Consider the following 25,153-nt stretch of genomic DNA (forward strand, 5'->3'; position numbering starts at 1 on the left):
CTTAACTTACTGAATTGTTTGATTTAAGTAACGGATACTAAGCCTCTTTTGGGTTCTGTTCTGAGTTAAGCAAGAAGTAGGACACCCAATCATCAATAGGCAAAGGTCGCGCGAAGAAATAGCCTTGAGCATATTTACAACCGATCTGGCGTAGAGTCGTTACATGATTCTGGGTTTCAAGGCCTTCTGCAATCACTGAGAAATCGAGTATTTGCGCGAGCTTGAGAACCGCGCAAGTAATCTCATAATCTACTTTTGACGAGTTAATATCTTCAATAAAGCTTCGATCTAATTTTACGCAATCGGCGGAAAGATTCTTCAACACCGACAACGAAGAATAACCCGTTCCAAAATCATCGATAGCGATCTTGTACCCCTTAGAATGAAGAACCTCGATGGTCCTTGAACAGGTCTCGAAATCTCGCATCATATCCCTTTCTGTGATTTCCAGAAGCAGCTGATGAGGCTGACAATCCGTTTCGTCGAGTATCACTTGTAATTGGTCCGCGAGATCGGTCATATAGAACATTCTCGCTGAGAAGTTGATGGAAAAAATCACGCCCTGTAGGTCCATTCCCGCGCGTTGCCATTCGGTAATCAGATTCGCTACTTTCTTAAATACCCATTTATCAATGTCGATAATGAGATCACTTTTTTCTGCAACCTCAAGGAAATCGACGGGCGGCAATAAGCCCAGTTTAGGGTGACGCCAACGTATTAGAGCCTCGGCACCAATGATGTCTTGCGAGTCTAAGTTGACTTTGGGTTGGAAGAAGACTTCAAGCTCGTCATTGGCAATGGCTTGATGAAGCCCCATGTTGGTTTCAATCAAGTCATTTACCTCGTGAGTCATTTTGTCCGCGTAGACGCGATATTGATCTCGGCCGTTTCGCTTTGCGTGATACATTGCTGTGTCCGCATTTCTGATTAGAGTTTCACGATCTAAACCATGAGTGGGGTACTCACACACACCAATACTCGCCGATACAAAGATAGAATTATCATCGATGTAATAAGGCTTTCTTAACGCTTGATTTAAGCGGTCTGCGATAGGTTCGCCTTCGTCTAACCCAATGTTTGAGTAAACAAGCAAGAACTCGTCTCCACCCATTCGGGCAACAAAGCCTTTATCACCCACTAAGTTACTCAATATGTGCCCGACATTGACTAATAAGTTATCACCTGGTGCATGTCCTAAAGAATCATTAATGGTCTTAAACTCGTCAATGTCGAGGTAGAACAGCAAGAAAGAGGCGTTGTTCTCATAGGATTTCCTGATCTCTTCATCTAACTGTTTGGTTGCCAATAGTCGGTTTGCCAAACTGGTCAGTGGATCGTGGTGGGCGAGGAAGTCGAAGTTCTTTTTTTCTTCCGTCAGGTCTAGGTATGCTTTAGATAGCCTTGAAGCCATATCGTTATAGGCTTTCTCCAAGTGAGACCATTCGTCACTTCGGCCCAAGTTAATTGGATTTTTTAGGCTTCCGGATTCTAGACGATCGAAGCCATGCCTGAGTGCATTGAGTGGCTTTCGAATATGGTGTCGAACAACGTGGTGAACCAACAACATCGATAATACAACAGCTGAAAAACTGATAATAATGGCGTTCAGTCTTGATAAGCCGATCTCTTTTTCAAGCTGGTCGGTTAATTCTAAGGCTTGGCTTTGTACGCGTGACTCGGTCTTTTCTACCATCTCCAACAGGTCGCTTTGAGCGACTAATAGTGAAGCCATCACCAGCCAACGCTGCTCCAAATTAGCTCTAATGCGCTTCAAAGCGGCGTTGTATCGTTTCACCGTTCGATTGATTCTTTTCTTCTCAGCAATAACCGCTGTCGTTTCGATATCAACGTTTTCTAAGTGGAGTAAGAATATATCGAGTTCTTTCTCGACCTCGATAAGCAGTACTTTCTCCGTTTCTGGCGTGATGCGACTGTGAATGTCTCCAACCATTTTTCCTGAAGTGAGAAACGACTCTCTCAACATGTTGATGAGATCTAATTCATTGTTATAACGAATGAAATTTGGTTGGTCTAAGTGCCTAAGCTTGCTGTCGGCTATCGCAAATTCGAGCTGATCAAGCTGTTCGGCTAAGGTGGCGTCGATCTGATTGGTCTGCTTTAGAATTCGATTTAATGCGAGCGAACTGCCTAAGAAACGATGGAAGTTATCGATAAAGGCATCAATTTTTTGCGAGAAACCTTCGTTAGTTGATAGGTCTCTGAGTCGTTGAAGCTGGAAATCGACATTAAATGCTTCTTCCGACAGTGTGGTTTCACTGAACAAAAAAGTCTGTTCAAGTAGCTTAACTCGAGAGGTGAGCGTAAATACGCGTCGGCTGATTTCAGAGTTAACAATCAAGTCTGATACGTGTGTAGAAGTTTCGTTTTTAAGCGTCGATTCGACGTAATAGAGAGATCGAATCACCATGATGACAGCAAAGCTGACAATCAAAAGCGAAAGCAGGTTCGAAATAATGAGTCGTTGGGTGATGTTTATCTGAGGTAATTTCATTGTGGCTTCCAAATTTTCAGATACGCTTCACGGTAGCCATTTTTAGGGTCGTAGATGCCTTTGTCTGACTGGCTGATGAGCTCTTCAACATTATCGGGCGTGACGAGATGCACAGGGGCAGAGTAGCCACTTGGCGGCATGTGATTAAATGCTCGGTTGAGTTCGTCGACTATTTGCCAGCCTTGTAGATATAAGGGCTCAGGTACTGTTGCCAGTTGGAATTGACCGCTATTGATTCTTTTGTACGCGGCCTTGCTACCATCACCCGCTGAGATATTTTGTGGTATTAACCGGTACTCCTCGAGGTTTGACTCCAAAGACGGGATAGCATAGTCAATGTACAGGTCGTTGATTGCCAGAAGATGAGTGACTTTCTCGCCGTACTTCTCATCTAGGTTCTTTAATGTCGCAGGCATTTGCTCGGCAATTTTATCGAGCGGTAAATAGTTAAGCTCAAGTACATCACAAGTGCTGCAACGCTTGATGGTATTGACCATCGCGTTGGCTTTGATCATCGCGATTTCATAGTTAGGGTCGGTGAACACTACGGTTCTCGCTCGACCGTTTGAGTTTACAATCGCGAGTAGCGCGGCCACTTCCGCGACATCGAGAGGGTCGGTGGTGATGTTGGTGTATAAACCTATTTCTGGATTACCACCGACAAGTTCAGTCGCGTGCCATCCAATGACAACGATTCCCAGATCTTCAGCTTGTTTCAAAATGGTTTTGTGTCGGACAGCGTCAATGCCGCCCAACACAATGGCATCGGGTTCAAAACCAATCGCTTTCCTGATAGCTGCACCTTGGCGCACTTCTGAGCCTAATCCATCGATGAATCTAAGGTGCCAATTGATGTTAGAAATGGCTTCAGATATGCCTTTCCCAACGCCATAAACGCCACCATTACGTAAATCAGACGCGACAAAAATAACGTTCTTTTCATGGCGCACAGCAGGGCCTTGTGTGGGGCCATTCCACGTTCGCTGGTTGGAAACCGCACGCATCACTTTTTCTTCAGCATATTGGAAGAAATCGTCTTCATGATTACCCGCAAAACTCTGAGAGTAGCAAGTAATAGCGAGCAACAAACTCGCAAAATTTAATCTCTTATTCATATGGCTTATAAAACGCTTTAACTTATAATCGCTCTATATTTATAATAATGTTAATAAACATTCAAACATTTGGTAACAGTTATGCCGGGTCAAATTTGTAAAAACGTCTTGCTAACCCTACTGACAGCGTGTTTTTCCCTCCCTTTGTACGCCAAGTCTGACCGGATGAGGGTGGAGGCTGATGCTCAGAAACTCGAAAAATTTCAAGAGACTGTGAGTGGCGAACCGATTCTTATGGCTCCAATGTCGGTAGAAAAACCGGTAAGAATTGCATTAATTTATCCAAGTGCAGATATTTCTGACTTTTGGACAAGAAATTACACAGCACTGAAGCAAAGGCTCGTCGCTTTGGAGTTACCATTTGAGATCAGCGAGTTCACTTCAAGGCAAATTGAGCACTCATTGCAGACCCAATACACCGAACAAGTGTTGAACTCTGAAACCCCTTACGACTTCGTAATTTTTGGCCCTTCTGAACTGGGTATTCAAGCTGAGAATATTCAAAAACTGTCTGCTTCGACAAAGTTCAAAACCTTTATTTGGGCTTTTCACACGCCCAATGAACAATGGAAACATCAACCGGATAGCTGGTTCGATTTTTCAAGCGCGATGGGGGCCGATGTCCTGTGTGACCATGTGGTAAAAGAGCTCGGCAACGACGTAGAATTTTCAGCGAATCGTGGGATACCGGGAATAACCGATACTCAACGCTCGCAAGGTTTCATTGATTGCGTAGAAGAGAAAGGTGATTGGCTTACAGTGTATGAGCATTTTGGGCAATACCAGAAGATAGGCGGTGCCGATGGAATTCGTTTAGTGCTCGGTAATTTCCCTGAGGTGACCATGGTTCACAACGCCAATACTGCGATGACCATGGGAGCGGTGGATGCATTAAACAATGCCGACATGTTGTCTGAAATCTATGTGACGGGTTGGGGCGGTACAGCGAAAGAGATTGAAAAGATTCGTACGGATGAATTGGATGCGACTCCAATGAGAATGAGTGATGACCTTGGTGTGGCAACGGCCGAGGCGATCAAGTTTCATTTGGAAGAGCGTGAAGCAGAAGTCCCACTGGTTTATTTAGGCCGTATCACGGTTGTGCACAACAAGATGAATGATGACCAGTTGGATCAGCTGACCAGAGAAGCGTTTCGATATTCTGGTAAGAACTAGGTTAGATTTAATCTATCCTTTATCAATCAAAAAGAGCCGCTTATCTGTTTCGACTGAATCAGTCTGAATATGATAAACGACTCTTTTAATGAGTGGGTTCTGGATTCGAAATCTAGCTCACGAAACCTTAGAGGTATACTCTACTCAGTGACCTCTTGTAACACCTCTCCAATTGATCCACTTGGTTGGGTTATCCCTAGTTTGTTCGAAAGTGTTGGCGCAATGTCGTATGGCGTGATTGCCCGCGAGATCTTCTGAGCTTCAACGTCGTAGCTTGCGAAGATTACAGGGACATGCGTATCGTACTTCCATGGCGAGCCATGTGTAGAGGCGATTTGAAGGCCTTCCATATCGTTAATGTAACTACGCGGTGCAAATACCACATACACGTCACCTGAACGAGCAGGGTGGTAGTTGTTTTTGATTAGCTGCATCACATGAGTATCAGGCACTCGGTTTGCTGCAATATCGCTGCTTGATACTGCAAACGCCACACCCTTTACTTTCGCTATTTCATCGGCGATCGCTTCCTGCACTTTAGCTAGGTCAAGTTTCTTCTCTGCGATTAAATCGTGATTCAGATAGATATAAGGCTGTGCGTACAAGCGAATGGCGTCTTTGGTTAGACCAAATTCATCTTTCAATCTTTTTTCTACGCCACTCGAGAGCAGTGTGTCTTTATTGAAGTATTGAGCTTGATTAAAGCCAAGCGCATTTGCCGCAGGTGAAGATTCAGGTACTCCATGATCGGCAGACAACACAATTAATGTATTTTTTAGCCCGACTTGGTTATCAACGGTTTTAAGAAGCTTGGCGATCGTCTTATCAAGTCGAATTAGGTTGTCTTCTGTTTCTAGGCTTTCAGGGCCGTATAAGTGCACCACGTAGTCGTTTGATGAGAAACTCACAGACAGATAATCAGTCACTTCACCTTGGCCTAGTTTCTCTTGCATCAACAGTGTGCTTGCAAAGTTTTCTGTGATCTCGTCACCGGCCGGGCTAACGGTTAGCGTTGTGCTGTAGTACTTGTAACTTGCAGGGCCATAAGGGTGAGGGAAGGTGCGTTGGAAGTCACCGAGTTTCACTTTGTGTTCGGTATCGTGTTCTTGAAGCGTGTACTTCTCACGTGGTAATGAGAGCTCCCACTTCTGTTTCGAGTACTGAGCAGCAATTGCTTTCTCGTTCCAACGTGATACCCAATCTGGATACTCGTCGTAGTAATAGTTGCTGGTGACAAACTCAGATTGCGCTTTGGAGAACCAGAAGGCTTTACCACTGTGTCCCGCCAATGAGATTGCGCCGCGGTCTTTCACTGATACACCGAACACTTTTGATTTGCCACTATTGGAAATCGTCAACTCGTCACCAAACGTGGTGGAAAGTATTGGCTCCGGAGAACGTCCATCGCCCTGTGCTGTCTTCTGCGTTGGGTCGATCTCAGTTGCTTTGTCGACACCTGCGCCAGAGGTCAACATTTTGTAGTTGCCGTCTTCTACGTTATACACCAAACGCTCTTCGCTACGGTCATACCAAACGTTACCTACCATGCCGTGTACGCTCGGTGGCGCACCGGTTGCAAGCGACACATGGCCCACGATCGTTTCCGTGTTGCCATGTTGGTAGTTCGCGTTGGTGTAGTAAGTGCCGTCATCCATTAAGTACCGGAAACCACCTTCACCGAAGTTATGCTTATATCGTTCGATTAGATCTGCGCGCAGGCCATCTACCGTGATTTGAAGGACTAGATCTGGCTTTTCCGCAGCCGAAGCTGGGAGAGCACAGAGTAACGCGAGTGTCAGTCCTGAAAGCTTGGTGTATTGCATAGAGTTTCCTTATTCAGTATTACCGCAGAGTTCTAAGGTTTGGTCAGATTTCTAATATTTGGTCAGATTTCTAACGTGTATACAGTGCGAATCGTATTTTTAGGATTGTTGGTGAAGATTATTGAGTCATAACCGTCGGCATCTTAGTTAGTTCGCATCTCTAGCTAGTTCAGAGCCTTAGCTAGTTCGTATCCTTAACTAAACGCAGGCCCATGTCCGACATAGTGATCGATTGGCTTGCGAAGTCGCGACGGTAACTTTCAGATTCATTTTCGTCATAAGCAAAGCTGCCACCGCGAACCGATTTATGTGATAAACCAACGTCGCTGTGTTTTGCGTTGTTAGGATTGTCTGTTGGACCGAATCGGTAGAAGGTGTCATCGAAGGCATCAATCACAAACTCACCCACGTTTCCGGTCATGTCATATAAGCCTAGTTCATTTGGCTTCTTTAGCCCGACTGGATGTGCGCTATTTTTAGAATTTGCTGAGTACCACGCAACATCATCTAAGTTATTGGAACCACTGTAAGTATAGCCTTTGCTCTTGTTGCCACCTTTCGCTGCAAATTCCCATTCAGCTTCAGTCGGCAGACGGTATTCTTCACCTGTAAGTTCGTTCAATTGTTCAACGAAGTAGTTCGCCTGTTGCCAACTTAAGTTATTGACCGGAACTTGTGGGTTTTGGAAATAACTGAGAGATGAACCCATCACTGATTCGAACAATTCTTGAGTCACCTCAAACTTCGCAATGTAGAAACTATCTACAGTTATATCTCGCGCAGGTCGTTCTGCTTTGGTCGCTTCAGGATCGTTCGAACCCATGGTGAATGTACCACCTTCAACTAGCACCATCTCTTGGTCGATTTGTTGGGCGATAGGGTGTGTAGGCACGCTCGCACAGCCGCTTAGGAAAATAGTCATGGTGACGCTGCTGATCGCCGCTAATTGTTTGTAATTGAAAAATTTCATCACGTGCCTCGAATGTTCGAAATAGAGGGCAATTTTAACGTTTAAGGTCATTCCTATTGGTTATAAAGGGTATAACATGCCACTGACTGAAATAGGCATTATGATGGCTACAGACACTAAGATAGGTAGATAAATCATGCACATTACTCAAGGTCCACAATACAATGGTAAAGCGTCTAAACGCTTGCATGTTATGGCTAAGCCAATTGGCGCAGCGTGCAACATTGACTGTAAATATTGTTATTACCTAAGTAAGCAAGATTTGTTGGAGTACAAGAAAGGCAGTTCTCCAAGAATGGACGATGAGACGTTAGAAACCTACATCCGACAATACATCGAAGGTCAAAATACGCCTGAAATTATCTTCTCATGGCAGGGCGGTGAACCGACCATGCTGGGTTTAGCGTACTTTGAAAGAGTGGTTGAACTACAGAAAAAATATCAACCTGAAGGGGTGTTGATTTCAAACGATCTGCAAACCAATGGCACACTGCTCAATGACGATTGGGGCCGATTCTTAGCAAAGAACAATTTCCTAATCGGCTTGAGTATTGATGGTCCTGAAATGCTGCACAACGCGTATCGTGTCAACAGAGCCGGCCGTGGTACATTCAAACAAGTGATGGCGGCTGTGGAGCTGCTCCACAAACACCAAGTGAAGTTCGCAACGCTGACTTGTGTGAATAACCTCACTAGTCAAAATGCACTTGAGGTGTATCGCTTCCTACGTGATGTGGTGAAGTCACCGCAAATGCAGTTTATTCCTATCGTTGAACAGAAAACGTTCCGAACGGTTGCGCCACAAACGTCTCAAGTGAGTGAGCAACTTAAGCAAGGTGACAAGCGTCTGATCCCAGGCCATAAAGACTCGATCATGGAATCGTGGTGTGTGTCGGACTTGGCTTGGGGTAACTTCCTTATTTCTGTATTTGATGAGTGGGCGAAGAACGACATCGGTAAAGTGTTCGTTCAGTATTTTGAAGCAAGTTTAGAAACATGGATAGGGCGTCCTAACCCGCTTTGTACTCTGAATGAAATCTGCGGTAAAGGCCTCGCGATGGAGCCTAATGGCGACGTATTCTCATGCGACCACTATGTTTACCCTGAATACAAGATTGGCAATATTCATCACGAGAAGCTTGATGACTTGGCGTACAGCGCACCACAGCAAAAGTTTGGTTTCGCTAAATCACGCACAATGACCAGTCAATGTCAGCAGTGTGATTACAAGTTTGCTTGTCATGGTGAATGTCCTAAAAACCGCTTTATCAAAACTCGCGCAGGCGAACCGGGCTTGAACTACTTATGTGCAGGTTGGCACAAGTTCTTTTCTCATGTCGACAAGTCGATGGCTTATATCGCTCGTGCGATGGGGCATCCGGTTGCTCATGGCAAATTCAGTGATTCAGTATTGATGGCACATCGTGCAAAACAGGCGCAACAAACTACGTTCGAGACCAAGTTTTAACTCGTTTTTTGGGTCAACAGGTCCAAGACAAATTTAATTAGATACGAGTCTAAGGACAGGCTAAGTTCTCCAGTTTAAGGTAATACTATGATGAAGAAGAGTTTAGCGACGGCTGTTGCTTTATTAGTTTCAACGTCCGCATTGATTTCAACGTCCGCATTGATTTCAACGTCAGCAATGGCAGCGAATAGCGTTCAGCAAACTGTTGACGCACCGGCAAAAAATATCAATCAAGTGCTCGAAATGACGGACACACAAACCCGTATTCAACAGTTGTCCTACATGGCACAAGATCAGAACCAATCTGTTGAAAATCGTACTGGTGCACTGCAAGAGCTTGCTTCATACCCAAGTCAGAATGCGCTGGTGGCGGTGGCAAGAGGTTTGAAAGATCAAAACCCTGAAGTTCGTGAGGCTTCGATTATCGGTTCTTCGCCATATCAACTTGAGCATCGTTGGGCGTTAGTTTCGCCTTTGCTGAGCGATACAGATTCTATGGTTCGTCACTCGGCAACATCGAACTTAGTACGTGATTACAATACGTTAGATAAAGAACAGAAAGCACAAATTGAACAACCCGTCGCTGAGTTAATCACATTCTTGGAATCACAAGAATCTGAAAAGTTTCAATTGTTGTTCGCTGACGTGCTCCGTTGGCACAATGAATGGGATAAAGCGGAAACGATTTATCTTGAGTTGATTAATACCCACCAGAAAGACCCTCAAGTTTGGCTGAGCTACGCGGATAACTTCCGAGCTCAGAATAAAGATCAACAAGCGGTCGATGTGTTGGATCGTGGTTTGAAGAACGTGCCGGACAATGCAGCGATGCACTATTCTAAATCATTAACTTTGGTTCGCCTTGAAGACAAGGCAGCAGCAGCCAAAGATATTGAAGTAGCAGCAGAACTTGCAAAAGATAACAGCTACTACTGGTACTTGAATGGGGTACTACAAGAAGAGCTGGATATCGACAAATCGACTAAATCGTTCGAGAAGGCGTATTTGATCTCTGGTTCTCCGGAGCAGTTATACGCGGTATGTGATATCTACGTGCGATACGGCAACGACAAGACCGATGATTGCTTAAGTGAGCTAGGTAAAGTGGCTCCTGACTATGTTATTGAGCAGCTGAAAGAGAAGCGGGTAGCGCCAAGCTCATAATATTTGAATGAGTAAATTGATAAGCCGCTTATGAAAAGCCAGTCGAAATATTCGACTGGCTTTTTTGGATCTAGAGTTCTGTTTGGAATATCTATTAAAGCAAGGCACAAGTTGGAAACATCTAAAGTGGGTGAGCTTATTCTCTCACCCGTTAAGTTAAATTATTCGCCCATTGAGGTGGATGCACGGCGTCTGTCTGTCGCGCCGTGGATCTTGCCATCTTTGATTTCAATGGCGTTCAAACCGCTGACCACTGGAATGACATGTACTGGGTAACCGAGCTGCATAAATTCTGGAACCAACATTTCAGCGTAAGTCTTCTTCTCGACCAATAAACCCGTTGGGTCATAAGGTTTGGTGCGATCTATCTTGGTGCCGTATTGGATGTTTGGAAGGTCAATTGCTTCCTGCGCAGACAGATCCCAATCGAGAATGCCCACCACAGTTTTCAACACGTAACCCGGAATTTGTGAGCTACCAGGAGAACCTACCACTAAACGCAGGTCGTCTTTTTTATCCATAACCATTAACGGGGTGATCGCGGAACGAGGTCGCTTACCTGCTTCAATAGAGTTTTGAGTCGGTTTACCGTTTATTGTGGGTTTGGTGGAGAAATTTGCCATTTGGGCATTAAGAATCACGCCATCGACCATTACCCCTGAACCCATGCCTGTGCCGACGGTGCTGGTCATTGCAATGGCATTACCGTCTTTGTCGATGATGGATATGTGCCCGGTATCTTGGCTCTCAAAACCTTGATACTGAGCGTAATCAGTATCGGTTAGCTTGCCTGCTTTTGGCTTTGCTTTCGCAATACCAGTCTCTGGAATGAGCTTACGTCGCTCATCGATGTAGGCTTTGTCGAGTAGGGCTGCAACTGGCGCTTCGATGTAATCTGGGTCACCGGCATAAGCGATGCGATCGGCCTTGGCGATTCTCATGGCTTCGGTCATCAAGCGCCAAGGTTCAACATCAGTTTTAGACATATCGGCTAAGTCATAGGCTTCGAGCATTTCAAGGCTTTGAGCAACCATCACGCCACCAGAGGCTGGGTAACCGAACGAGACAATCTTGTTGCCTCGGTAGTCGCTTTCAATAACCTCACGCTGTTTGACTTGGTATTGTGCAAAATCTTCAATAGAGAGCTTTGCGTGGTCGGCATCGATTCTGCTGTTCACAGTTTCAACGATGTGCTTACCAAACTCGCCACCATAAAGGTACTTATCGCCTTGTTGAGCAATGTTGCTCAGAGTGTCAGCAAGCTCTGGGTTCTTCATCAATGTGCCGGTTGCTTTGATTTGGTCGTCACTCCAATACAGGGCTTCGATTTCTGGATCTTCAATCAATCGTTCTTGTTCACGAACCACGATGTCGTAGGTGTAGCTGTTCATCGCGTAACCCTTGCTTGCCAGTTCAATCGCGGGTTGAACAAGCTCAGACCATGGTAGTTTTCCGTATTGTTGATGAGTGCTATAGAGCAAACGAAGTGTGCCGGGAACCGCTACAGAACGAGCCCCTAAAATCTCATTTCGACTGAGCACTTCTCCATTTTCCATGAACATATCTGGAGTAGCAGTTGAAGGGGCTTCATCTCGTCCATCAAGTGCGAGGAATTGATCTTTGTCTTTTTGGTAAAACAGCGCAAAAGTACCACCGCCAATCCCAGTCATATCCGGTTCAACCACCGACATTGTCATCTGCATCGCCACCATCGCATCGACCGCATTACCGCCTTGCTTAAGTACCGAATACCCGGTGCTGCTTACATATGGATTCGTTGCACTTACCATAAACTCTTCGCCAGTTTCGTCTGGCGTAATTGGAAAAGGATTTGGCTCAGCCGCGAAACCGACCGCTGAAACCAAACTTAAAGATAAAGTCGCTATTCGCATGCGTTCTCCGTTTAAGGTATCTGTTTATTCGCTCTTAGGTTGACCAAATTAAGGTAGTGAAGTTCGTGAGTTTACAGCCTTCTTACACAATGCTGACGCTGCTGACATTGGAAGGAAATCATCTCAATATTTCTGGATGAAAGGAGAGTTAAGATCAATGTTATGGCTTGTTAAGCATGACAATTCAAAGACATAAAAAAGCCCAGACTGTTTGATTAGCTTGGGCTTTTATTTCTAATGACGATTATTTTCACGCTTGATTAGAAAACGAAACTCAACATGATGGTGTAAAGGACGGCATCTTTGTCATCAAAACCAGTAAGTGCATTGAAATCCTCAACAAAGGCACCGTTTGCTTTACGAGCCTCAAAATATTGCACTTCACCATTAATAGACACGTTAGGTAACACATCATAGTCAACGCCAATTAAGTAGCTGTTCCCCTCTAAGTGTTCATTGGAGTCAAATTGTGCGCCATAAACGACGTAAGGCGTGAATGACCCTAAGTGGTAACCAAGACTTGCGTACATGGATGAAGAGAAGTCGCTGATTTGCCCTTCACTGGCAAGTACAGCTTGGCCGAATTCGTACTCAGCACCTAACGACCAAAGTTGGATGTGTTGGTTGTCTGCTGTTGGAAGTGAACCGATGTTTTTAATTTTTACGGTTTGGTCAAAATTGGAATCGAGGAATGACAAATTCCAACGATAATCTTCTCCACTCAATTGTAGATTGGCACCAAACATTCGATTTGTTTCAAATTCAAGCTCAGTTGTCGAATTGAAGTCGACTTCATTGTTATCTTTAATACCAAAAAATGGAGAGAGTAGTAGGGTAGCTTCATCGCTTACATCATGAGTCCAACTCACTTTGATACCATTGAAGGCAGTGATACCTAATACGGCGTTATATACCTCTGTAGGGGGTCTCGCCGTCATATAGGCTTGGCCTACATAGTAGTACTCAGAGGCAAGGAACAGTGGCAGTCGTAATCGACCAACGCTGACATCGAAGTCGTTAAACTCGTATCCGAGGTAAGCCCATTCTAGTTGAGGGTCACTCCAATCATATTGGGGTGGTTTGACAACTTGCACAGAAGCTTTGAATGAGTTGTAGAAGTAGTCTAACTGAACCCCAAATGTGGTATCGCAGTCATAACAATTTTCATCGGTAAAACCACGATTGATGATTAAAGGGTTATCGTTATCTGAGGTTGCCCAAGAAGTAGAACCGAATCCGCTTAAGGAAAAATTATCGGTAAGTTCAATAATCGCAAAAGCCGGAGAGGCAACTGAAGCACACAGTACTGACGTAATTATTCTTTTCATATTATTTCTCCGAACTTATAACGTAGAGAATGTTGGCATTTTGAGGAACCGAAGAGAGTGGGGAGTAACCAATACGGTTTGGTTTGTCATCAAGCCAGTCCACTAAGCTGTCGGTTGACGCCGTTTTGATTTCTCTTGGATAACGCGCTTTTCCTGAAAAAGATAAACCAGCCCAGTGTGCATTCATTTGAGCGGCATTTTTTCCAAGCAAAAGCTGATAAAAGTCCTCTCTTTCGGCACTGTTCTCAGGCCAATCAGACAGTTCAACACGTTTGCCATTGAGGCGCTTAGTTTTCCCTCTATAGAGCTTTCGCGCTTTGTTTATTGATATCTCTTCAAATCCGGAGTCTAAAGAAAATATGGCGTAATCTTCAGCGGCGTGAGCAGGGCTGAGAAGAAGTAAGCTTCCTAATAGCCCTACCGCGACTGGCAACATGACTCTGCGGGGAAGTGTTTTTATTGTTCTAATCCAATCCATGGGTATCTCCTAACAAGTCGCACTTTCTATTTGATGGAATAGCTTTTCTTTTCTTACGGGCTTCGCTACATATCCATCCATGCCTGAATCAAAGCACTTTTGAATATCATCGTCGATAACACTGGCGGTTAACGCGATGATAGGAGTTTTGCTTAAGCCTAGGTTTTTCTCATGCTCTCTGATCTCTTTGGTCGCAGTGAAGCCGTCCATAACGGGCATCATGCAATCCATTAAAATAATGTCGAAGCTACTGTCGTTTTGGTACATGTCGACGGCGATTTGTCCGTTGTCGGCGATTTCAAACGCGTAGCCGGCCTTTGTTAACATCACAGAAGCGACTTTTTGGTTAACTCGATTGTCTTCGACGAGCAGTATTCTTTCAGATTTACTCGGAACCGTGTTTTGCACTCTTTCTTCTGGCAATGTTCGCTTAGCTGCAGCATTAAGAATCGGCGTTACGGTCGCGGTTTTTTTCGTAGATTTAGTTTTGTAGGCAGCAAGAAGTGGCATCGCTTCAACGGCGGCAAGTACTTTTTCTTTTAGCATTTCAAATTTGAATGGCTTTGGTACATAGTCATCCATACCTACGTCGAAACACTTTTGAATATCATCATCAATCACACTGGCGGTTAAGGCGATGATAGGGATACGGCGCGTGGCGTTGGTCTCTTTTTCAACGCGTCGAATGTTGCTTGTCGCTTCAAAGCCATCCATGACGGGCATCATACAGTCCATCAGTATCACTGCGTAATGAGGGTTTGCGGTGAACATGTCCACAGCTTCTTGACCATTATTAGCGAACTCGAATTCAAAACCACTTTTACCGACATGAAGCCCAGCAATTTTTTGGTTGATCTTGTTGTCTTCGACGATGAGGATTTTGTGTTGGATCTCTAGAGGTTGCTGGCTTGCCTCTGAAAGCTCAGCTAAACCCTGCGTATCACAGAGCTCAATAGCTTTAATTAAACGTAAGCCGAGTAGGGGCTGTGCGACTTGTGCAGTAACGCTGTCGCCAAGATCCGCAGGCTCACTTAAGAAAGAACGTATCAAACAGATAGTGATGCCATTTTGGTGCAGCTTAGCTAAGTTATCTGCGTGGGTATTAGCTAGGAATGCATCATCTTCAGCGAAAACGACAGTAATCGGTTTATTGTGTTTCTGAGTCGCGAGTTGTTCGGTCATCGCGGAAGTGTTATTCGTTCGCTGAGTTACCTTTAAGCCATAAAGGTTAAGGTCGCATTCTATTCGTGTAGAAAGCATGTTCTCGTTACCCAGAACATAAATGTCAGCGGTTGCAGTGCTTGGTTTAGGTAGCATCATGTCAACGGGTAATTCTAAGTCGAAGTAGAAACAGCTGCCTTCACCCTTGACTGAATCGAGCTGAATCTGGCCACCCATCAGTTCGACCAACTGTGTACTGATGGCGAGGCCAAGACCGGTACCGCCAAACTGACGTGTAGTTGAGTCATCTTCTTGAGCAAAGGGCTCGAATATTTGTTTCTGTTGTTGCTTGCCGATACCAATACCTGTGTCGCGAACGGCAAATCGAATGGTGACATTATCGTCAGATTGTTCGAGCGTTTGGATTGATAATGTGACGCCACCTTCTGCCGTGAACTTCACTGCATTCGACATAAAGTTCATTAGGATTTGTCTTAAGCGGTGATCGTCGATCATCACGCGAGCTGGTGTGTCTGGGCTAATATCAACGTTAACCGATATTTTTTGCTCTTTCGCTTTTGGCGCAACAATAGAGGCTATGTCGTATATCGATTCTCTAATCGACGCCGAGTGAGGGCTGATTAACAGCATGCCAGATTCAATCTTCGAGAAGTCTAAGATATCGTTGATCAAGCTCAGTAGCAGTTGGGATGAAGTTTCAATCGTATCCACATAATCACGCTGTGTGGGTGTGAGTGGGGTATCTGCAAGAATCTCGGAAATACCAATAACGCCATTGAGTGGGGTACGAATTTCATGAGACATATTGGCCAAGAAGCTGCTTTTCGCTTTGCTAGCTTGTATTGCATGATCTTTCGCTTCTTCAGCGTCTTCTTTCGCTATCGTAAGCCTCTCTTTTGCAAGTTCTCGCTCGATGGTTAATCGTTCAACTTGCTGCGCAAATAGACTGAGTTCATCTTTGCCTTGGATTAACTTATCCAAAGAAGGGCGAGTTTCGTCATTTTCGCTTTTTAAGAAAGCTAACACTAAATTCAGGTTGTTAGTGACTTGTCTCGCTAAGCTCAGGGTTAAGCCCATAACAATCGTTGCGAGCAAGGCAACGATTGAAATGAACAGAGTTCGCTGTATTTGTGCGTCATAGATAGCTTGCTCAACTTCTTGTTGGAATTCTTGTTTAATCACGCCGCCAAGGCTTTGTAATAAGTTAAGTCGAGCACTCATCGCCTCTAAGCCGACAGAAACTTCTTTAGGAGTCAGTTGGCTGATTGCGTTTAGGTCGAGTAGCGCGTTTCTAATCTCTTGGCTTTGAGCGAATACATCGTTTCGAAATACTTCAACCATCAGTGACACTTGATGTTCGTTGGCATTCAATGAAACAAAGCGTTCTAAGAACAATTGCTGTCTTTCACTCAAGGTTTCAATCTGTTCTGCAAGTTCTGGATCGTATTCTTGGCTGCTTTGGAATATCTCAATCAGAGAGGTACCCAGCTTAAATTCTTCGTTTGACCAGAACATCAGCCATTCCAGTTGCTGCAATGCGGTGAGGTGTTGTTGAATTTCCCGCTTGGTGTTTTCGAATGGGACTTTTTCTATTTCGAGCAGTAACTGCTTGTATAAGTCGCTCTGCCACTCAAGGGCATCCAATTTATCGTAGCTGTCAGTGGCTTGCATTGTCGATAAGGTTGCTTCGCTGAAGTCGGCAACCAGTTGATTCATTTCATCAGAAGCATCCAAAAAAATGATTGGAGACAGGTTTTTTAATTCAGCTTTTACTTGATTGCTTTGATTTTCAAACTCCTCAGGGCTAGAGGCCAGAGTGCTTCTATAAAGAACCGAGATATCTTGAAGGTACACAGATAACTGATTGGTTCGTTCAAAATCGGTCAACTGAGTCGTTAAAATATAAGCCTGTCTACCTGCAAGGAAGAGTAATAATGAAATGGGAAGTAGAACTAAGCCAAAGAGTTTATGTTTGACTGAAAGGTTATTCCAGACCGTAATCGCCATATAAGGATCCATCCAACTGTTTTTATATAAAAACAGTAGAATAAAAATGCCGATATGGAAACTTTGAAACCGCAAATTTAATAGAAGTGTGGGAGGGGTATAAGTTCTTGTGATTCCAGAGCTTATTTTGATATACGTTATTTTATTAGTAATTTATAGCGTTTGGCAGTTTGTTTAATTTTATGCTTATTGATGAATAACTTAAAAAGCGTACTAATGAGGACGATTGTTATCGAGGCTTAATTCGAAAAGAAGTTGCTTTAAAACCGTTTTTGCAGAGGGTTCTAATGTCCAAATACCGAGCATTCTGTTTAGTGCAGCGCGATACACTCTGTTTTTGAGTAGGAAGGCGAGTGTGCTCGTATCGTTGTTAAAAACGTGTGTTTGTATGATTGTGAGCTCTGGTTTATTTGCGATTTCAATTTTCTGTAGGTTGAAAGCAGGCAGGAATGAACACTCGTACCAAATCTCAATGATCTCTCGAAGTTCGATTTCTTCTTCAGGCACGTCACAGCCCTGAAATATATGATTCTCAGGAATTGCGGATAAGTAAGCAACATCAAGCTTGTCTGCAACGAATGTGTACATTTGTTTCCTTGTTACCTGTGGTATTGGGTCGAATCATCTCTCTCACTTATGATTTTGTCAATTACATCCATGTCGCGAAATGACGAATTGTGAGTAAGCGTTATGATTTAGCTCAAACTGTTTAAGTATTTGTCTGTTAAGCCAAAATATTTCAAGTTTCCATCTGGCTCTAGAACCAAACTCATGTTGGAAGTGGCGATTAAGCCGGGATCGTTAGTCGAAAAAATGACTGTTTTATTCAGCAACTTATCGCTAAACAAACGGTTAAAGTATTGCGCGTTTTCTTGCTCGGCACCGTTGAAGGGCTCATCAATGATTATCAGAGATTGCTCACAGTTGCCCAAGCCAAGGGCCAAACGAAGCTTTTGCTGAATTCCATTTGGAAGACCTTTGCACTTATCGACACTCAATTGAGTCGCTAAGCCTTCTGGTAGCCATTCGTCCAGTTCGAAGAAGCTCACCATCTCTTGCATCTTCTCTGTTGGAATGAGGCCGTTATGCAGAATGAAGTTGGTTTCTAGTGAGCCTTCAAAAATATGCAGGTTAAAAGGGATGTAGTTAATTGAGGTGCGATAACGGTAGCTATTGAACTGCTTGATGTTGTAGCCGTCAACGGATACTGCGCCTTGATAACGATCCTCTAAGCCAGCAATGATTGAGATGAGTGTTGTTTTCCCACAACCGGTAGGGCCACAAATGACGACTTTTGCACTGGGTGGTATCTTAAAACCAAGGTTGGTTAAGCCGGTCGCCGCACCTGTGTAACGATGACTGACACCACTGCCAACAATACTACCTTGGAACAAGCGAATAGGCGGGCTCTTCTCTAAGGTCAGTTTATCGTCATTCATCGACATTAAGTTATTGATCTGTGCGGACGAAGCCTTAATCGACTGGAATTTAGAAATTGAGTTGTAGATACCCATGATCGGACCTAACGCCTTCCAAACCAATATCACTGTCGCGAGCATTGCACCAGCATCAGAAGTCCCTTCCATTACTCCGATTACTGCGGTCACGATACTTGCAGTACCAATCACCTGAATCAAACTGCCGCCAGCAGCCTGAATCTTACTGTTAGTCACGGCGACGTTCTCGGCATCACTTGTGCTTTGCATGTGTGAAGCACTGAATCGAGATTGAACGACACGAAGTAGAGGTAGGCCTTGAATAGTCTTGATACCACGAAGGATTTCATTCCATTGATACGAGACCATCGCATTGGCGCGCGAGCTTTTGGATGTGGCTTGAGAGTAGATATAGCGAGAATACACACAGAACACCAACATCAAGATTAAGCCACCCATCACCACCAATGCCGCTGTACCAGACATCAGAGCAATGGCGATGATAAATACAATCACAAACGGCATATCAAAATAGCTAAGCGTTGACTCTGCGGTCACTAAGCGTCGAAAGGTATCGATATCTTTCAAACGAGCCAACTGCGACGAAACCCCAGCGGTTGATGTCATCGCGTAGGGCAGCCAGAGAAGTTTCGATATAACGGCTTGCGAGATGTGCACGGCGAGATCTTTACCGGACGTGGCAATGATGTTGACCCGCATCTTTTTGAAGAAATACTCCGAGAAGCCAACAATAATGGCAAATAAGGTTAACCAATAGAGTGTGGCTTGAGAGCTCGAAGTCAGTGCGAAGTTATACACACTCATAATAAAGAATGGCTGCAATGCACCGAGAATACTGATGACGAAGCTGAGAATGATCAGGCTTTTAAGTTCATTGTTGTAACGATAGAAAGCGTATTTTATCCAATTGCTTCTGTCTTGCGATTCCGGCGGTGGTTCGCGGAATAGACGAGAATATTCGCTAATCGAAATCAGCAAACAGGGCTTTTTACACATTGGGTATTCAATGGTGTTGTTGTTCGTGTAATCAAACAGGAGTAACTTTCCATCCTTAGTACCTAAGAAAATGGCGCTAAGGTTCTCTATCTCAATAAAGCATGGATGAGGGTACTGATCGATATTCTCGAGAGTCTTTAGCTTGGTCACATCACAGCGGTATCCAAGACGCTCTATAGTCGCAGTAAAACTGTCGCTATCTTTTTGTTTAGGAATAAAAGCGTCACTGAGGATAGACGGCGTGCCTTCCCATTCCAGTGCAATTAAGGTGTAAGCTAGGCCACGAATCAGCGGTGACTGACTGTAGCGTTCATCATAACCACTTGCTTCAAAGTCCAACACCCGCTGCGGAACATTGTTGAAATCAACTAGGATGCTCATTGATCACCTCCGGTAAGTTTTACGCGTTTGAGGCGGTGGTTTAGTTTGTCCATCTTATTACTGGCGATGATTAGGATTTTGTCATTGGCACGATAGGCGGTACTGGTCAGCACCACTCGTGCAAATTCCTCATCATAGACACAATCGATATCATCAAATATCAATACACGCTTACTGGCGAGCAGGGCGCGAACCAATAATAAGGCGTAACCTACTTGGCGTGAGAATGGATTGCGCATGTGGCCTTTGAGTTCTGTGTAAAAACCAGCAGGAAGCCCATCGATTTGTGCCTTGATGTTCATGGTCTCGCAAAGTGCAAACGCCGTATTATTCAAACTTGGTCGGAAGCAGGTTAGGTTATCGATAATCGTCCCTTCTACGAACGAGCTTGTTTTATCGACCATCAACACACTGTTGCGCCAAACGTTGTAGTTAACGTCATCGAGAGGCGTGTCGTTAATCATGATATCGAGTTTGCTATCACTGTTCTGGCGCGTAATACAGTTAGCGAGGTGGGTCTTACCTGATCCACTTTTCCCTGTAAGTAAATAGGCTTGCCCAAGTTCGAACTCGATACGCTGTTTTTCAGAATACTTAACCGAAATACGTTCAACCTCTGTTGTCTCATGCTGATGTTCAACCGAAGCCGCCAGCTCAAGCAGTTCGGCGATACGTTGTATGTGGAGTTTGTTTAACTCCCAACGGCTCGCGGTGCGCATCACTTGTTGGTAAGGCGCAAAATAACGGTTGGTTAGCATGATGATCGCGGCCATGATGCCTTGGCTAGATTCCATATTGATAACGGCCGTTGCCAGTACCACAACAACACAAGCTATAGAAAGTTGTTGGATGAGCGCCAATATTAGGCTGAAGTTCGATTCAATCTGCTCATATTTGATGTTCTCAACTTCGCGCTCTTCGACCATTTGTGTCATCAGGCTTTCAACGCGGTATTCCATATTTCGAGCTTTGATATCAAGCGGGCTAGAGATGATCTCGATGATTTTGGAGGTGGTTAACCCTTCGATGTCTGACTTATTCTGCAAACTACCAATCTTTTGTTTGGAAAGGCTCCACGCGAAAATAGCCAAGATGACAGAGGCAATCAGAAGTGTAATACCAGCCCATATGTTGATGAGTCCTATGATAAGGATGGTAATCAAACTGACAGCAAGGTTGATCAGTGCTCGAACCGATTCTCCACCAAAAAAGGTTTTCAGTTCTGGAATGGTCGAAATACGCTCCAAATATTCACCGGGCTCTAAACGGCGAAATTTAGAGATCTCAGCCAAACAGATGGATTGAAATACCTTATTGGTTAAGTTGGTCTCAAACTGCCTCATGATGACAGAGGAAATCTTCTCTTCCTGATTTTTTAAGTGATAGTCGAGGAAGATAGAAATTAAGATAATCGCGAACAATAAGAACAGAGTATCTTGTGCTTGGTTGGGTAACACTCGGTCAAAAATGATCAGAATAGAGAAGGGTAGTACCAAGCCAAACAGGGTCGATATTATCGTTGAGAAAGTCAGATAACACTTATCTGCCATATTGATCTTTTGCGAAAATTGTTCAGTTTGCATTACGACCGCCTTTTCTCAATGAATCGGTTGAGAGAAGGTGTTTAGGCACCAATTCTTGATTGTTTCGCCCTTCAATATCGCTCATTAATTGCATGATGCTCTCTATCGATTGAATAGAGAGTATGCCCTTAATTTGCTCAAGCTTGATGGTCTCGATGATGTAGTCGTATCGTGCGCTTTCATAGTCTCTCAAAGCGCTGAACAGTTTGCTTTCTGCCGCCAGCAAGTCGGTGATGGTACGCGTGCCTAACTGGTAAGCTCTTTGGATCCCTTTATAAGAGGCGTAGTTGGCGCGAATGATATTTTCGTAACTGCTTATAGACTGCGAGAAATCGTTAATGTTGAGCACTGAGGTATTCACGCTGTTACGTGTGGTATAGAGCGAATCTTGGTAAAGCAGCTCAGTACGTTCGATGGCCGTCGATGATTTTTGATAGCCATAGTAATCAGAACCACCCGACAAGATAGGCACTGCGAGGTTTAAGCCAACACTGGTTGAGTTACTTTCGCCTGTGGCTGTAATGTCGGTTTTATCGTAGTTATTGGCGTCATCATGTCGATAGCTGGCTGAAAGCGACACGGTCGGTAAGAAGTTCGAACCGCTCTCTTTTAAGCTTCTGCGGCTTCTCTCTACGTTTTTCTTTGCCACCAACAAGTCGTTATTCAGCTTTAACGCCTGATCCATGATCGTCCGTTGCTCGGTTTCGCTGATCTCTTTTAAAGGTACGCTTTCGTATATGTCTTGCGACGGAGTGATAGGGTATTGAATTTGAATAGAGAGCCCGTTGAGAATGACACGTCGATCTTTTTGCAAGGTTCTTAAACGGTTCGAAACACCTTCTTTCTGAGCAATCACTTCGTACAGCTCACTGGCTGCGGTGTTACCTAGCTCTACATTGCGTCGCATTTGATGTTCACGCGTTTCAGACGATTTAAGCTCAACCTTGGTCGCCTTTATCTGCGCGTTGTTTTTCAAATACTCAAAGTATTGAGAACCGATTTCCGAAATAGTGCTTTGAATTTTGTTCTCGTGCTTCACTTCTTCGATATTGAAGTCGAGCTTTGCCGTTCCATATTTAAAAATGTCGCCAAGATTGAATATGGATTGCGAAAGAGAAAGGCTGTAGCTGTTTGAGTTATAGCTAGAGGTTTCATCGGGAACGCTCGATAGTAAGGTTTCATTCTCGTTCCATGTCGTATCGGCTGCACCATTGAGTGAAGGTAGAAACTTAGAGCGACTGATCCCTATGTTGTATTCGTTCTCTTCCACACTTTTATCACTGGCGCGAAGGGATAGGCTGTTTTGCAGGCCGAGTTCTACCGCTTCAAGCAGGGTAGTCGCCGATGCCGAAGGTGTCGTGCTTAAAGCAAGCGCAGCCATGATGCTGCTAGTTAAGTTTTTGTACCGCCACATACTTGTTGATCACCTTGATTATTTGGTCACTTTTATAAGGTTTGCTGATCACGTAATCCATTCCGGCTTCGATACAAGCCTGGTGTTCGTTACTGCTGGTCAATGCGGTTGCACCTATGATGGTACAAGGGTTTTTCTCGTTTTCTTGTTCAAACTGGCGAATGCGTTTGGTCGCTTCAATGCCGCCCATACCCGGCATGATGCAGTCCATGAAAATGATGTCTGAGCGTTTATTCATGAAGTGCTTCACTGCGTCAGCGCCATCGCCAACCATGTCAGGTTCATATTCTTGTTTGGTAAGAATCCGTTTAAGTAAAATCTGCTGAACTCGGTCATCTTCTACGATAAGGAATGAGCTATTCTCCATTTGTTCTTCCGAGGCTTCCGCTTCCATAATGGTGAGCAAGTTAGGAATAAACTCATAAGGAATCGCAGGGGAGTTGATGATCTTATCGACGAAGCTGTGACACTCTTGCGCATGCTGAGTGTTGGTTACCGATAACAGCAACTTGGTATTTGGGTGGTTCTTAAGTTGAGATTTCACCGTTTTACTCAGTGACGGTAACTTGTTGGGTTCAAAGGTATCGGTGAGCATAATCGCATCGTAATCACCAAAGGTCTTCGCCGCTGAAAATAACTCATTGGCAGTGCGGATCTCGGTGATGTCCAGCCCCAAATTACTGAGCATTTTCTTCATCACATCGATGCGAACTTGAGTGTTGGCGCACAGCAGTAACCGCTTACCGTCGAAGCGAGTCTTTTCTGTGTGGAAATTCTTCGCCTTGAGATCAAGCTCAATCTGAAAACGTTCCTGCGTACCCGATTGGAACCAGTGACTTTCGTAATACCCGTAATCTTTTAATACGCTTTTTGCTAAGTCGTCTGTGCTTGCGGTGTGGTCCTTGTGACTGCTCCAATGGAGTTTATTGAGCTTGGCTACAGAGACATCAAGCGTTGATAAGAAGTTTAGATTAATGGTAACTCGGGTATTTTCCATGTCTGAAGCCGCCCCAGATTCAATCGTCACAAATAGTTTCTTATTTGATTTGAGTTGAATAGCATTGGAAAGCTGCAGGAACAATATCCAGAACAAGCTGGTGGATTGGCCTTCTACGCGATTGGGTAAGTTGTCGGAAATAAAGCAGTCCAGTTGGCTTTCATTACGTTGTACTTTGGCACTGATATGAATCATTAATTCAGATAACACGCTCAATAACGAGAACTCTTTCGACTTGCTTTCCGTACCCTGTGAAATCAATCGATTATAGTTTTCTGCTAGCTCAGATAGGGTGCTACATGCAGACGTAATATCCTTCGCCATCAACACGCCGTTTTCATCGGTTTCTTGAACGAGGTATTGGACACCACCATTAATGGTGTTGGTGATCCCACGAATCTCATAGCCGATGAGTGCATACAACTGTTTGTAGAGATCGTTATTGCGCTTTTGGTCTTCCAATTTACTGAAGAACAGTTTGAGATGAGAGTAGATCTGACGCTGTTTGGGATTGATGCTCACTTCATTAAGAAGCTCTTCAAGCCTTTGTAAATCTAACTGTTTTAGTTCTTGATACAGAGCATCGAACTCATAGTCGATTTCGCGTTCGTTAGAGCTGGATTTCTTCAGTTTCAACATGGCGACAGCGTTAGATAGAACCGTTATCACGGCCAGTATTACGACCACCATAAACAACCAAACGAAGAACTCGTTTTTCTCAGACATCAAATCGCTCGCATGGTTGTTAAACATGGTGCGATAGTTGTCATCCATCTGCAGATAGTTGTTGGTCAGTGAGAGATATAAATCGAGTACATCGGCACGTGCTTTAGCGCTATCGGAGAAACGGTTAATCGCTAATTCAAGTTGAGTGTATTCAGTAGCGCCAACCAAGCTGAACTCAGTTTTGTTCAAAGAGGCTAAAGATCGAAATTCATCTATATCACGCTTCAAGTTAACTAGATTGAATTCGTTAGTACCACAAGTGTCGTTACTTAAGCACTGCTGCAGAGTTTGAATATCTTGTTCGATGGTCTGATTAAGCTTCTGAGCTTGTATGAGCAGTGGGGCACTTTGCACTTGCGCTACTGAATCTACTTTCGACCAAGAAAAGTATAAATAGAAAGCGATCGCAGCCAGTACGATGCTAAACAATATGCTCAGTCGCAGGGCGGGTACAGAAATATTGTACGAAGGTTTTCCGCTCATT

At 44.3% G+C, this 25,153-nt stretch carries 16 protein-coding genes; 3 read left to right on the forward strand and 13 right to left on the reverse strand.

From position 1 onward, the window contains the following. Positions 1-37: 37 nt before the first annotated feature. Positions 38-2,512 carry an EAL domain-containing protein gene (locus tag AACT19_RS03550; RefSeq protein WP_076645275.1) on the reverse strand — a complete coding sequence of 825 codons (2,475 nt, stop codon included), beginning with the start codon at positions 2,510-2,512 and terminating at the stop codon, positions 38-40. Further along, positions 2,509-3,627 carry a substrate-binding domain-containing protein gene (locus tag AACT19_RS03555; protein WP_004730499.1) on the reverse strand — a complete coding sequence of 373 codons (1,119 nt, stop codon included), beginning with the start codon at positions 3,625-3,627 and terminating at the stop codon, positions 2,509-2,511. The genes AACT19_RS03550 and AACT19_RS03555 overlap by 4 nt, the downstream gene beginning before the upstream one ends. 81 nt (positions 3,628-3,708) lie before the next feature. Here AACT19_RS03555 and AACT19_RS03560 point away from each other — a divergent pair, with 81 nt between their 5' ends. Continuing rightward, positions 3,709-4,803, forward strand: a complete 1,095-nt coding sequence (locus tag AACT19_RS03560; RefSeq protein ID WP_076645277.1) for a substrate-binding domain-containing protein — start codon at positions 3,709-3,711, stop codon at positions 4,801-4,803. 140 nt (positions 4,804-4,943) lie between these two features. On the opposite strand, the gene AACT19_RS03565 is transcribed toward AACT19_RS03560, so the two are convergent. Both AACT19_RS03565 and AACT19_RS03570 read right to left on the reverse strand, forming a co-directional pair. Continuing rightward, positions 4,944-6,626 carry an alkaline phosphatase family protein gene (locus tag AACT19_RS03565; RefSeq protein ID WP_076645279.1) on the reverse strand — a complete coding sequence of 561 codons (1,683 nt, stop codon included), beginning with the start codon at positions 6,624-6,626 and terminating at the stop codon, positions 4,944-4,946. Between the two features lie 181 nt (positions 6,627-6,807). After that, complete coding sequence (locus AACT19_RS03570; RefSeq protein ID WP_017088127.1) at positions 6,808-7,596, reverse strand: formylglycine-generating enzyme family protein; 789 nt, start codon at positions 7,594-7,596, stop codon at positions 6,808-6,810. A 136-nt stretch (positions 7,597-7,732) separates the two neighbouring features. Here AACT19_RS03570 and AACT19_RS03575 point away from each other — a divergent pair, with 136 nt between their 5' ends. Further along, positions 7,733-9,064: an anaerobic sulfatase maturase gene (locus tag AACT19_RS03575; RefSeq protein ID WP_065678406.1), complete on the forward strand. Its 1,332-nt coding sequence runs from the start codon at positions 7,733-7,735 to the stop codon at positions 9,062-9,064. Positions 9,065-9,151: 87 nt separating this feature from the next. Continuing rightward, positions 9,152-10,228, forward strand: coding sequence for a HEAT repeat domain-containing protein (locus AACT19_RS03580; protein ID WP_076645281.1), 1,077 nt, complete (start codon positions 9,152-9,154; stop codon positions 10,226-10,228). A 161-nt stretch (positions 10,229-10,389) separates the two neighbouring features. Here the strand turns inward: AACT19_RS03580 and ggt are convergent, their stop codons facing one another. The 9 genes from ggt to AACT19_RS03625 all read right to left on the reverse strand — a co-directional run bounded on the left by ggt (position 10,390) and on the right by AACT19_RS03625 (position 25,152). After that, positions 10,390-12,120 carry a gamma-glutamyltransferase gene (gene ggt, locus AACT19_RS03585; RefSeq protein ID WP_076645283.1) on the reverse strand — a complete coding sequence of 577 codons (1,731 nt, stop codon included), beginning with the start codon at positions 12,118-12,120 and terminating at the stop codon, positions 10,390-10,392. A gap of 260 nt (positions 12,121-12,380) precedes the next feature. Next, positions 12,381-13,448 carry a sulfate ABC transporter permease gene (locus AACT19_RS03590; protein WP_076645285.1) on the reverse strand — a complete coding sequence of 356 codons (1,068 nt, stop codon included), beginning with the start codon at positions 13,446-13,448 and terminating at the stop codon, positions 12,381-12,383. Between the two features lies 1 nt (position 13,449). After that, positions 13,450-13,926 carry a hypothetical protein gene (locus AACT19_RS03595; RefSeq protein ID WP_017080103.1) on the reverse strand — a complete coding sequence of 159 codons (477 nt, stop codon included), beginning with the start codon at positions 13,924-13,926 and terminating at the stop codon, positions 13,450-13,452. Between the two features lie 9 nt (positions 13,927-13,935). Continuing rightward, complete coding sequence (locus tag AACT19_RS03600; RefSeq protein WP_076645287.1) at positions 13,936-17,115, reverse strand: response regulator; 3,180 nt, start codon at positions 17,113-17,115, stop codon at positions 13,936-13,938. Between the two features lie 213 nt (positions 17,116-17,328). Beyond that, complete coding sequence (locus AACT19_RS03605; protein WP_065681423.1) at positions 17,329-17,703, reverse strand: hypothetical protein; 375 nt, start codon at positions 17,701-17,703, stop codon at positions 17,329-17,331. A gap of 107 nt (positions 17,704-17,810) precedes the next feature. Further along, positions 17,811-19,949, reverse strand: coding sequence for an ATP-binding cassette domain-containing protein (locus tag AACT19_RS03610; RefSeq protein ID WP_065607293.1), 2,139 nt, complete (start codon positions 19,947-19,949; stop codon positions 17,811-17,813). Continuing rightward, positions 19,946-21,532, reverse strand: a complete 1,587-nt coding sequence (locus AACT19_RS03615; RefSeq protein WP_004730521.1) for an ABC transporter transmembrane domain-containing protein — start codon at positions 21,530-21,532, stop codon at positions 19,946-19,948. The genes AACT19_RS03610 and AACT19_RS03615 overlap by 4 nt, the downstream gene beginning before the upstream one ends. Continuing rightward, positions 21,522-22,946 carry a TolC family protein gene (locus AACT19_RS03620; protein WP_076645289.1) on the reverse strand — a complete coding sequence of 475 codons (1,425 nt, stop codon included), beginning with the start codon at positions 22,944-22,946 and terminating at the stop codon, positions 21,522-21,524. The genes AACT19_RS03615 and AACT19_RS03620 overlap by 11 nt, the downstream gene beginning before the upstream one ends. Further along, positions 22,921-25,152 (reverse strand): ATP-binding response regulator, encoded by a 2,232-nt coding sequence (locus AACT19_RS03625; protein ID WP_076645291.1) that lies wholly within the window; start codon positions 25,150-25,152, stop codon positions 22,921-22,923. Before AACT19_RS03625 ends, AACT19_RS03620 begins: the two co-directional genes overlap by 26 nt. Position 25,153 lies beyond the last annotated feature (1 nt).

Source organism: Vibrio sp. 10N.222.47.A9 (assembly GCF_963872585.1).
Lineage (GTDB): Bacteria > Pseudomonadota > Gammaproteobacteria > Enterobacterales > Vibrionaceae > Vibrio > Vibrio splendidus.